At 53.8% G+C, this 10,360-nt stretch carries 11 protein-coding genes and 1 tRNA gene; 6 read left to right on the forward strand and 6 right to left on the reverse strand.

Annotated elements, in window-relative coordinates; translation table 11 throughout:
* Nucleotides 1-160: 160 nt before the first annotated feature.
* The 4 genes from MOY_RS08110 to MOY_RS08120 all read right to left on the reverse strand — a co-directional run bounded on the left by MOY_RS08110 (nucleotide 161) and on the right by MOY_RS08120 (nucleotide 1,968).
* A complete protein-coding gene (locus MOY_RS08110) occupies nucleotides 161-511 on the reverse strand; it encodes a hypothetical protein (protein ID WP_009098517.1) in 351 nt (116 codons plus the stop codon).
* The gene (locus tag MOY_RS08115) at nucleotides 498-1,487 is read right to left on the reverse strand and encodes a tyrosine-type recombinase/integrase (RefSeq protein ID WP_235803681.1); all 990 of its coding nucleotides are present in this window, start codon (nucleotides 1,485-1,487) and stop codon (nucleotides 498-500) included. The genes MOY_RS08110 and MOY_RS08115 overlap by 14 nt, the downstream gene beginning before the upstream one ends.
* Nucleotides 1,488-1,610: 123 nt before the next feature.
* Nucleotides 1,611-1,736 carry an Arm DNA-binding domain-containing protein gene (locus tag MOY_RS17525; protein ID WP_009098522.1) on the reverse strand — a complete coding sequence of 42 codons (126 nt, stop codon included), beginning with the start codon at nucleotides 1,734-1,736 and terminating at the stop codon, nucleotides 1,611-1,613.
* Complete coding sequence (locus MOY_RS08120; protein ID WP_009098524.1) at nucleotides 1,729-1,968, reverse strand: hypothetical protein; 240 nt, start codon at nucleotides 1,966-1,968, stop codon at nucleotides 1,729-1,731. Before MOY_RS08120 ends, MOY_RS17525 begins: the two co-directional genes overlap by 8 nt.
* A 152-nt stretch (nucleotides 1,969-2,120) precedes the next feature.
* Here MOY_RS08120 and MOY_RS08125 point away from each other — a divergent pair, with 152 nt between their 5' ends.
* Nucleotides 2,121-2,333: a helix-turn-helix domain-containing protein gene (locus MOY_RS08125; RefSeq protein WP_009098525.1), complete on the forward strand. Its 213-nt coding sequence runs from the start codon at nucleotides 2,121-2,123 to the stop codon at nucleotides 2,331-2,333.
* 175 nt (nucleotides 2,334-2,508) lie between these two features.
* Here MOY_RS08125 and MOY_RS08130 read toward each other — a convergent pair.
* Nucleotides 2,509-2,585: transfer RNA gene (locus MOY_RS08130), tRNA-Met, on the reverse strand.
* 277 nt (nucleotides 2,586-2,862) lie between these two features.
* On the opposite strand from MOY_RS08130, the gene phbB reads away from it, so the two are divergent.
* The gene (gene phbB / locus MOY_RS08135; protein ID WP_009098527.1) at nucleotides 2,863-3,609 is read left to right on the forward strand and encodes an acetoacetyl-CoA reductase; all 747 of its coding nucleotides are present in this window, start codon (nucleotides 2,863-2,865) and stop codon (nucleotides 3,607-3,609) included.
* Between the two features lie 129 nt (nucleotides 3,610-3,738).
* Here the strand turns inward: phbB and MOY_RS08140 are convergent, their stop codons facing one another.
* Nucleotides 3,739-6,546, reverse strand: coding sequence for a DUF349 domain-containing protein (locus tag MOY_RS08140; protein ID WP_009098529.1), 2,808 nt, complete (start codon nucleotides 6,544-6,546; stop codon nucleotides 3,739-3,741).
* Nucleotides 6,547-6,729: 183 nt separating this feature from the next.
* On the opposite strand from MOY_RS08140, the gene minC reads away from it, so the two are divergent.
* From minC to sbcB, 4 genes are all read left to right on the forward strand, one after another.
* Entirely contained in the window at nucleotides 6,730-7,485 is a 756-nt protein-coding gene (gene minC / locus MOY_RS08145; protein ID WP_009098532.1) for a septum site-determining protein MinC, read from the forward strand.
* 157 nt (nucleotides 7,486-7,642) lie between these two features.
* Complete coding sequence (gene minD / locus MOY_RS08150) at nucleotides 7,643-8,461, forward strand: septum site-determining protein MinD (RefSeq protein WP_009098534.1); 819 nt, start codon at nucleotides 7,643-7,645, stop codon at nucleotides 8,459-8,461.
* Nucleotides 8,458-8,709, forward strand: a complete 252-nt coding sequence (minE, locus tag MOY_RS08155; protein ID WP_009098536.1) for a cell division topological specificity factor MinE — start codon at nucleotides 8,458-8,460, stop codon at nucleotides 8,707-8,709. The genes minD and minE overlap by 4 nt, the downstream gene beginning before the upstream one ends.
* A gap of 153 nt (nucleotides 8,710-8,862) precedes the next feature.
* Nucleotides 8,863-10,356, forward strand: coding sequence for an exodeoxyribonuclease I (gene sbcB / locus MOY_RS08160; RefSeq protein WP_009098538.1), 1,494 nt, complete (start codon nucleotides 8,863-8,865; stop codon nucleotides 10,354-10,356).
* Nucleotides 10,357-10,360 lie beyond the last annotated feature (4 nt).

The raw sequence follows: 10,360 nt of genomic DNA on the forward strand, positions 1-10,360 counted from the left end.
TCCTGAAGCTTGCCAGGGTTGAGCGCTACCGAACCGGGTACCTCCCAGTTTCGGGTGCTCCCCGACCAACGCTGTGGATGCCGACGTTTAGCTCTTTCATAAACCGCTTTGCGATGTTCAAGGCGTTCTCGATCGACACCTTGATGCCGGTCAGCGGGCGTCACGTAGCGAACACCGCTGGTGCGGGGGCGTACACACGTGGTAGCGATTGTAGCGTGTCCAGTGAGTGGACTTCCTCACGGGTCGCCTTGCGGAACTCATCAATTAGGAATTGGCCTGATAAGCACTTTACTCCTGAAGCAGTAACAAAATCCAAATGGCCAATGCGCTCAGGTACGTGTGTCTTAGCCAAATTCAGCATTGCGATACGATCACCTTCGCAGTCGCTTAGCCGAAGCTTTAGAAAAGGCGTTTTTGCATTGTCGAACTCCACCACGCGTCCCGTAAGGCGATAAGTGCCCGTAAAAGTGCGAGACAGGTGTGCTGGAGCTTGTTGATTAGGCCGTTTCATGGCGGTGCTCCTTCTCGGGCTTGGTGGACGTGGCATTACCTAATAAACGCTCAAAAGCAGAGCCGTCCATACGTGTGGCATTAGGCACATAGCGCGAATAGACCTTAAACAGCATCTCGGTTGAGCTGTGACCTAACATGCGCGCTACCCACTCTGGGTTCTCACCCGAGGCCAGAAACAGCGTCGCAGCGGTATGGCGCGTTTGGTACGGGCGACGTTTGGCCAGCCCAAGTGACCGTAGCAGTGGATACCACACGCGCTTCGTCACGTTATTGTGATCAAGCGGCTGCCCCAGTTGATTGCAGAACACATACGCGCTTTTATGCCCGGTAGCGGCGTACTGCGTTTTTAAGGCGTCATATACCTGCCCAAACATGGGGATTTCACGCTGGGAGCCATCGGTCTTGGTGTATTCCGTTTCGCCATTTATCAACGTCTCACGCACCAAGATTTCTCGTTTGGCGAAATCCACGTTCTTCCACTTCAACCCATCGACCTCCCCAGTACGCATGCCAGTAAAAAAGCGCACCGTGTAATAGTTACGATAGTCGGGGCGCACGTTATCAATGATGCGGTGGACTTCGTGGAGCGAGAACGGCTCGATGTGCGTCTTCTGCAGTTTTAACGGCTTAATGTTTTTGTAGGGCGTCTCGAAATCGAATCGCTCGGCAGCTTCATCCAGCACCATGCGAAGAATGGTCATATGGCTGTTGATGGTCTTTGGCGATACGAGCCCCGTGGTGCCACGCCCTTTGCGCTTGGCCAGCTTGGCGCGAAACCCCATGATGTCGGCCTTGGTGATATCACCAATGGGCTTTTTACCGAATTCGGGCTTCAGCGAGCTATCCAAGATCGAGCGCACATTGCGCACGTGGGAAGCACGCCACTGGATTTTGCTTTCCTCAAACCACTGCTCAGCAAAGTCGTTGAAGAGTGGTGTTTCTACCTTCTGCGATATGCTCTCAGTAGTTTGCATAGCCACTGTGGAGTTGAGATCAGCCTGCATAGGCGCCAGTTTTTTTAAGTTTTTGCTGCCAGGAAAAAACTCGGCGTAATCGAAGTCATCTAGCAGGATTTTGGCTTCTACCTTTGCAAGCAGTTACTCTACTTTTTTTCGGTTGGCAGGTGTGTCTTTCAGCGCGGTTTGTTCACGCAGCCGCAAGCCTTGATAAAAAAAGTCTAGGTAGAGCTTACCTGTCTCTTTACGTTGGCGGACTTTACCCATGACTAAAGCCTCCGTTGGCCATCGGAATGGATAGGTTTTTATGGGTCGCCTTCAGCATTTCTTTTTCAACGGCTTCCCAAAGGAACAAAATTTTGCGGCGGCCAAATGGCTTGATGTAGTGGGTACCCTCAATAAGAACGCTATCTTTTAATTGCTGGCGGATGGTGCGGCAGTCGTACTTAATGCGCTGAGCAAGCTCTTCGGTCGTTAGGTAGGTATATGATGCTTCCATCGAAAACCTCCATGAGGGGTGGTATTCTGAGTGACTAAAAGGCATTCCAAATATCAGAATGTCATCCTGAGTGACATTTTAGACGGCAAAAAGCCATTTGCAAGTGTTTTTTGCCATTCTGGATGACAAAAAATGTTTTAAGGAGGTTTTTGATGGTTCGTTGTCATCTTGCGCGCCTGATGGGTGAGCGCAAAATGAAGATCGTGGATGTGGCGCGTGAAACGGGTTTGAACCGCAATACCATCACGCTGCTTTATAAAGAAACAGCTCAGCGCATTGAGTTAGACGCGCTGGATAAGCTATGCAAGTTGTTCAACTGTGGGGTAGGGGATTTGCTCGAATTTGATGACGACAGGGAGAGATAAAAGAGCGCAAAGAGATGAGGCAGCTTGTTGCCTGAAGGTCGTAGGAAAAAATTTCTGAGGAAGAGAAAAAAGCCAATGTGTCACATATACTTCACAGATGTGTCACAGGAAGTTAGCCAACAAACAAACACAAAAAAGGCAGATCAGTAAGTAACTGATCTGCCTTTCAAAATATTGGTAGCGGGGACCGGATTTGAACCGATGACCTTCGGGTTATGAGCCCGACGAGCTACCAGACTGCTCCACCCCGCATCAACGTGTTGCGTATTCTACGCATTTTTCATCGTAAGTCAACCCTCTGCATAAAACGCTAGAAAGGCAGGTTGAGACTTTCATCGTGCTGCAACATTAAGCGAGTAGAGCTATGCTTTCATTAAGCATAATAAAAAGCTTACTGTTGGTAGGTCGCACAAGAAAAACAGCGACGTACTATGAGTGATAGAAGTGCTTCTGCGCTTATTTAGAATGGCTTGCGGCGCTGCAACATAGCTTACAGTCCAAGCCATTTGTCATATCAGGGAGGTAGTCAATGGCCAATCAAGCCCCCGTCGCCTGGGTAACTGGTGGAACTGGTGGAATCGGAACGGCAATTTGCCGATCATTAGCGGATGCTGGTTATTTGGTCGTGTCGGGGTATCGCAACCCTGATAAGGCTAAAACCTGGCTGGAAACCCAGCAAGCCGATGGTTATAACAACATCGTGTTATCCGGTGTTGATCTTTCCGACCACGATGCTTGCCTAGAAGCGGCTCGCGAGATCCATGATAAACATGGGCCTATTAGCGTGCTGGTTAACTGTGCAGGCATTACCCGTGATGGCACGATGAAAAAGATGTCGTTTGATCAGTGGCATCAGGTCATCGATACGAATCTTAACAGTGTGTTTAACACCTGCCGCAGCGTTATTGAAATGATGCTGGAGCATGGTTACGGACGCATCATCAATATTTCGTCGATTAATGGTCGCAAGGGCCAATTTGGTCAGGTGAATTATGCGGCAGCCAAGGCGGGTATGCATGGGCTTACCATGTCGCTTGCTCAAGAAACGGCGACAAAAGGCATTACGGTAAATACCGTTTCGCCTGGCTACATTGCTACCGACATGATTATGAGTATTCCAGAAAAAGTCCGCGAAGCCATTCGCGAAACAATCCCAGTGAAGCGCTATGGCACGCCAGAAGAAATTGGCCGTTTGGTGACTTTCCTGGCGGATAAAGAGTCTGGTTTTATTACCGGCGCCAACATTGATATCAACGGTGGTCAATTCATGGGCTAAGGAGTAACGCTATCGTTAGAAGTAGCGGTTACTTGAAGGGTAACGTTCAGAAAAGCTAAGGGGACTGACAACGGGAGGCGCTTGCCTCCCGTTGTCGTTATCGTCGCTGCGTTGCAGGCTGCCAGCGCATTAAGGGTGGGGTACGTGCGCTAAACGGCTTAACAGGCTATCAAACTCTTCCACTTCTTTTTCCCAAAGCGTTAGCGGTATTGGGCCTAGCGCAAGCAGTGTTGCCAACACCTCGATAATTTCCTCTGCGCGGCTACGCTCAGTATGTAGCCCTTCGTTTAAGCGCTCTACCTGGATGGCTAGCCGGAGCGGTTCATCGCGCTGTTTAACGCTACCTAGCGCTAAAAGCGAAAGATGTACGCGCAAGCGGGCAAGGTCATCTTCCAGCGCGGCTAATTGCGCTTGAGAGGGCGGTGCAGAGGTGGCTCGCCGTGATTGATTGCGCTGTTGATGGGCGCCAGCAAAGATGGCGGGCAGCTCAGTGCTGAGCAGCGAAGGGGCATCTACATCCTCTGCGGTTTCACCTGCTAGCGCCTGCTGGTCGGCGGTTAGGTGTGCTTTCACCAGCGGGAGCAGGGCTTGCCACTGCTGCACAGTAGCCGCTACGGCAAGGCGACCTAAACGCTCACGCCTGGCGCGCACAATACCGCTTAAACGCCGCTGCATACCATCAGTACGGCGATTGCGGGGCAGTGGCTCAAGCTGGCTGGCGCGTTTGAGATAATCCTCCAGGGTGTCGGCTTCGTCGGCATGGGCGGGTTGCCAGCTGTCCATTTGATCAATCAGCGTTTGCATATCATCCAGCTGCTGTTGCTGGCGTGCCGCTTGTTCGTTCTTATGAGCATCGCGCTGGGCAAATAGCTGGTCGCAGGCGTGGCGGAACGTTTTCCAGAGTGCCTGTTCTTCGCCTTTAGGGGCGCGGCCCAGTTGACGCCACTGCTGCTGAAGCTGCTTGGTTTGAATAATGCGTTTCGCCAGCGGTTGTTCGCTATCGTTTTGCAGTGCCTGCACTTGCTCAATTAGGGCGTGCTTCTGCAGGCCAATGTGCTCGGCGCGCTGGTCAATAAGACGCTGTAAGCGATGCCGGATTTTAGCAAAGCGTTGGCCTACGGCTTCGGACTGTTCCCGGGGGACAGGGCTGTAATCGCGCCATTGATGGCGGGCCTTGTCCCTAATTTCCCGTAGTACATCGGGGTCAGCGTCTTGGGCGGGTTGGTCTAGCAGGGTTTCCAGCTGTTCGCAGAGTGCTTCACGGCTACGCAGGTTGGTTTCTCGTAGGTGGGTAAGCTGCTCGCGCCATGGCGTCAGGCGTTCGTGAATGCGGTCAGAGGCAGCGCGAAAGCGTGCAGACTGTTCACGGTTTGCAGCGGCGTCGCCGAGTGACTTCCACTCTTTCACAAGCTGGCGGTGGTGACGGTCCAGGGCCTCTTCGGCCATGTGCTGGTCGTCTGCAAGGGCTTCAATGCTGGCGCAGAGCTGTTCACGCTTGGGGCCTGCTACAAAGCCTCGCCAGTCGCGAAGCTCGGCTAACCGAGCGCCAAGCTGCTTTAGGCGCGCTCTGTGCGGTTTGGCGTCGTCTGTGGTCAGCGCTTCTAAGGATGGTTTTAGGCGTTGATGCAAACGGCTGGCGCTTTTAAACGCGCCTCGCTCAAGTAGGTGTTCAAGGTTATCAAGCTCAGCGTTAAGGGCGCTAAGCGAGGGCGCGCGGTGCTGTTCCGCGGAGGCTTCCGCCACTAGCGATGCTTGCGCGCGCTTTAGCAGGGCTGGTGGTGCAAGCTCCTTTGGCCAGGCGCATTGGTTAACAATCGCCGTAATGCTGGGGTGGTCGTGGAGTGAGACAGCGCTTTCAAGCGCGCTGGCGTTCTCTTGCCAGCGCTGCCATGCGTCCATGAGCTGTTCATAGCGGGCAAGCGCCTGGGTATAGCGCTTTTGAATAGGGTCGCTAGGCGGGTGTAGGTCTGAGAGCGACTGCCAGCGCTGGCTAAGCAGTTGGCGTTGGGCACGCAGGCTGTCTATATCCTGCGCGGTGACTTCGCTGGATTGGTGTAAGCCTTCGAGGGTCTCTTCTAGACCTTCTAGCAGTTGGTCGCGCGTATTTTCGGCCTCGGCCCGGCGCGCAAGGCTTTGCTGGCGTGCCTGCTCTTGCGTCTCATGGTCATGCAGCGTTTTACGACAGCCGAGCAGGGCTTGATGAAAGCGCTGCTCCTGCTCGATGCTAGGTGGGTGCTCCAAGTGTTGCCACTCTCGCTCCAAGTGCCTGAAACGCCCGCCATACAGCGGCTCCCAAGGCGCTTGGGCATGCTTTTCTAGCTGCTGAAGCAGCTGCTCTCGTTGGTTTTGCTGCTCGGCAAGCCACTCAGCATTATTACGGGACTGGGTGAGTTTTTCCCGCGCCAAGCGCATTACCTGGCGGTCCCGCCGCGCTTCTTTGAGTAGTCGCTTGAGGTTGTCTTCGTTTTCAATGCGCTGGGCTGCCTGATGACGTACAGCCGCTACGCCGTTATGGCACGCTTGGTGCGTTAAATCTTGCTCGTCACTCAGCTGTGCAAGGGCCGTGAGGCGTAGATCGAGATTGTCACCTTTCAGGGCAATTGCGTTGAGCAGCCGAGGCTCTGACAGCTCTGTTACCAGGGCTTGACGTTGATGTAAGTCAGCGTGCCCTTCAGCGCCGGTTAAGCGTTGGCAGGCAGCGTTAAACCATGCCTCATCCTGGGGATGCTTGGCGTAGCCGCTCACCAAGCCTTGAATATCATCAAGGGCTAACAGGGCGGCGAGCTGTATCTCGCTATCACTATCTTGCGCTAAGGCATGTAATGCATCGCGCTGCGTTGGTTGTTGTGGGTCTAGCTGGTCGAGTGCCTTAAGACGCACCTCGGAATTGGGGTGCTTCCACCGAGGAGCGAACAGGCGTCTTAACAGTCCGTGCATGGATCATCCTGATGAGAGGTGCGTAGCGTGAAAAAAATCAGTCGTCGGTGCCTATGCGGTTGCAGTCACCGGCGCTGTCGCTTAGCTTTGCTATATGCGCTGTGGTTCATGATGGATCTTTACAACGCAAAGCGCGAGATTGGGCTACCTTAATCTTACCTGAACATGACTTGGAGTTCGGCCATGAGCCTCAACGCCGATAGCGCAGACATAGCCTTCACCTTCAAGGGCGGTATGCTGCCGATGACCGTCATGGAGCTAAGCAGTGCTGACCCGGAACGTATACGGCGTCAGCTTGCTGGCAAATTGTCGCAATCCCCCGCGTTCTTTCAGCATACACCGGTTGTGCTGAGCGTGGAAAAACTCGATGAACCGCATTTGGCGCTAGAGCGTATATGCGCGGTATGTCGTGACCACAAGCTCTTGCCTGTTGCGGTGCGTGGTGGTGCCGAGCCTGTGCGCCAGTCCGCCTGGGCGCTTGGCCTTGGTTGGTTTGCGCCGGTAGAAGAAGGCCGTGCGAGAATATTAGAAAGCGTTAGCCGGATGATAGAGCCTGACGTGGCGGCCGAAACGGCTGCTGCAGAACAGGAAATACCGGACGGTGCTACGGTGGCGACACGCCTTTACCGTGGCACGGTGCGCTCGGGCCAGCAGGTGAGCGCGGCTGAGGGTGACCTGGTGGTGATTGGGGCGGTCAATGCGGGCGCTGAAGTGCTCGCGGCGGGCAGTATTCATGTGTACGGAGCGCTGCGTGGCCGTGCATTAGCAGGTATTCATGGTAATACCCATGCAGGCATTTACTGCCGCGAACTTGAAGCCGAGCTGCTGTCCGTTGCCGGTAATTATAAGCGGCTAGAAGATATTGACTCCCAATTGCTTGGCCATGGGGTAGAAGTACATTTTATAAAAGAGCAGCTTGAGATTAAACCGCTGGGTTAAGTCATCTGCATGAGCGTACGTTGGTGCTTCATGCCTAGCGACGGCACACGCGCTATCCGTTACAGTGTGTCCTGTTGATGACATTGACGTGCTCGTTATGTGCAGGACAATATTTGAAATGCGTCCGCGATATACGACTTCAAGAAGGAAGTGACTCTTGGCCAAAATTATTGTAGTGACCTCAGGTAAAGGGGGGGTCGGTAAAACTACCAGTGCAGCCGCTATCTCGACCGGGCTTGCGTTGCGTGGCAAAAAAACGGTGGTGATTGATTTTGACGTTGGGCTGCGTAATCTCGATTTAATAATGGGTTGCGAGCGCCGGGTGGTTTACGACCTGGTAAACGTTATTCAGGGCGAGGCAGGCCTTAATCAGGCGCTGATTCGCGATAAGCGGGTAGAAAACCTATTTATTCTGCCTGCTTCACAAACCCGTGATAAAGATGCCCTCACTCAAGAGGGTGTTGAGCGGATACTAGAGCAGTTGAAACAGGACTTTGATTTCATTCTGTGCGATTCGCCCGCCGGTATTGAGCGCGGTGCCCAGCTAGCGATGTACTTCGCGGATGAAGCGATTGTAGTGACCAACCCTGAAGTATCGTCGGTGCGTGACTCAGACCGTATTTTAGGTCTGTTAGGCTCTAAAACTCAGCGTGCTGAACAGAGCCTGGACCCGGTTAAAGAGCATCTGCTTATTACGCGCTACAACCCATCGCGGGTGACCTCTGGGGACATGCTTACCCTGGAAGATATTCGCGAAATTCTTGCTATTGATTTGCTTGGCTTGATTCCTGAGTCGGAGGCAGTGCTGCGCGCTTCCAACCAAGGTGTGCCGGTGACCCACGATGCATTAAGCGACGCCGGTCAAGCGTATACAGACACCGTCTCGCGTTTGCTTGGTGAAGAGATACCGCTGCGTTTCCATGAGTTGCAACGCAAAGGTCTACTTAGCCGCATGTTTGGGGGTAGTCGTCGATGAAACTGTTGGAGTTCTTGAAGCGTGAGCGCAAGAAGTCCGCCTCGGTGGCCAAAGAACGTTTACAAATCATCGTGGCGCATCAGCGTAGCCAGCGTGGTCAACCTGACTACATGCCGATGCTTGAGCGCGAGCTGCTAGAAGTGATCCGTCGTTATGTCCACGTGGACGATAATGCCATTCAAATTTCGCTGGATAGCGAAGACAACTGCTCAGTGCTTGAGCTGAACGTGACGCTGCCAAAAAGCTAGGTTTGGATAGTGGCAAGAAGGTGTCGCGTTAATTGTATAAGAGGTTGGCAGAGGAAAGGTTTTGGCGCATAAGTGCGCAGTGCGGCGGAGCGGCGCGATGGGCTGCGGTTGTGCTAGGCTTGGGTTTTTCATTGCTCAGCGGAGTGCTTCGTCATGGCGCCACCCAATGCTGCCCCTGTCAGCTTTCTTTGGCATGATTATGAGACATTTGGGGCCGACCCTCGTCGTGATCGGCCTGCCCAGTTTGCCGCGCTGCGCACCGATGCTGAGCTGAATGAAATCAGCGAGCCGATTGAGCTCTACTGTAAGCCTGCCGATGACTATCTGCCACATCCGGCTGCCTGCCTGATTACCGGTATTACGCCTCAAAAAGCTCAGCGTAAAGGCCTTCCTGAGGCTGAGTTTGCCACACAGGTTCAAGGCCACATGAGTGAGCCGGGCACCTGCGTGGTGGGCTATAACAGCCTGCGCTTTGATGATGAAGTCTCCCGCCACCTGTTTTATCGTAACCTGCTTGACCCTTACGCACGCGAATGGCAAAACGGCAACTCCCGTTGGGATTTGATCGATGTGGTACGCGCCTTTTATGCGTTGCGTCCTGCAGGCATCGAGTGGCCACTAAGGGATGATGGCGCGCCCAGCTTTAAACTAGAGCACTTAACCGCTGCTAATGGCATTGCCCATGAAGGTGCCCATGATGCGGTGGCCGATGTGCGTGCGACCATTGCCTTGGCGCGATTGTTAAAAGCGCGTAACCCCAAGCTGTTTGATTATTTACTTGGGCTTAGGGGCAAGCGTGCTGTGGCTAACCAGCTTGACTTGCCCAGCGCCAAACCTCTGTTACATATTTCTCGTCGCTACCCCGCCAGCCGTGGCTGCAGTGCGTTGGTAATGCCGCTGGCCGAGCACCCCACCAACCCTAATGGCGTGATTGTTTACGACTTGAGCGTTGACCCGAGTGAGTTGCTTTCAATGAGTGCTGAGCAGATTCGTGAGCGGGTGTTTGTTAGTAAGCAGGATCTCTCTGAGGGTGAAACGCGCATTCCGCTGAAGGTCATTCATATCAACCGCTGCCCGGTGGTATTTCCCGCAACGGCATTAAAAGATGTGGAAGGCCCGCATAAAGGTGAGTATGGCGTCATTGTCGAGCGGTTAGGGCTGGATGTAGATGCTTGTCGCCGTCACTGGAAAACCCTTCGCGACGCCAGCGGCGTGGCGCATAAAGTGGCTGAGGTGTTTAATTCGGCTTATGAGGACACGCCGCACGACCCCGACCTAATGCTCTATTCAGGCAGCTTCTTCTCTGCTGCCGACCGCCAGCAGATGGAGCGTGTTAGGGCTATGGAGCCTTGGGACTTAGTGGGGCAGCGCTTTGCCTTCCAAGATCCGCGCTTGGAAGAGATGCTGTTTCGCTACCGTGCGCGCAGCTACCCGGAAACCTTAGAGGGCGAAGAGCGGGAGCAGTGGGAGGCTTTTCGTTGGACGCGCATCAACGACCCGGTTATTGCGGGCTTTACGCTGAAAGCCTTTGCCCGGGAAATTGAGCGTTACAACCAGCAGTCGCTGACAGATCGCGAGCGCCAGGTATTAGAAGAGCTGGTGATGTACGTTGAAGCAATGATGCCAGCCCAGGCATTTGATGCCTGAGCTG

The sequence above is a fragment of the Halomonas sp. GFAJ-1 genome (assembly GCF_000236625.2).
Classification (GTDB): Bacteria; Pseudomonadota; Gammaproteobacteria; order Pseudomonadales; family Halomonadaceae; genus Vreelandella.

Coding starts and splice junctions, on each gene's coding strand:
- phbB (WP_009098527.1), top strand. CDS start 2,863: ATGGCCAATCAAGCCCCCGTCGCCTGGGTAACTGGTGGAACTGGTGGA.
- MOY_RS17525 (WP_009098522.1), bottom strand. CDS start 1,736: ATGGGTAAAGTCCGCCAACGTAAAGAGACAGGTAAGCTCTACCTAGAC.
- MOY_RS08125 (WP_009098525.1), top strand. CDS start 2,121: ATGGTTCGTTGTCATCTTGCGCGCCTGATGGGTGAGCGCAAAATGAAG.
- MOY_RS08140 (WP_009098529.1), bottom strand. CDS start 6,546: ATGCACGGACTGTTAAGACGCCTGTTCGCTCCTCGGTGGAAGCACCCC.
- MOY_RS08110 (WP_009098517.1), bottom strand. CDS start 511: ATGAAACGGCCTAATCAACAAGCTCCAGCACACCTGTCTCGCACTTTT.
- MOY_RS08120 (WP_009098524.1), bottom strand. CDS start 1,968: ATGGAAGCATCATATACCTACCTAACGACCGAAGAGCTTGCTCAGCGC.
- minE (WP_009098536.1), top strand. CDS start 8,458: ATGAAACTGTTGGAGTTCTTGAAGCGTGAGCGCAAGAAGTCCGCCTCG.
- MOY_RS08115 (WP_235803681.1), bottom strand. CDS start 1,487: ATGCAAACTACTGAGAGCATATCGCAGAAGGTAGAAACACCACTCTTC.
- sbcB (WP_009098538.1), top strand. CDS start 8,863: ATGGCGCCACCCAATGCTGCCCCTGTCAGCTTTCTTTGGCATGATTAT.
- minC (WP_009098532.1), top strand. CDS start 6,730: ATGAGCCTCAACGCCGATAGCGCAGACATAGCCTTCACCTTCAAGGGC.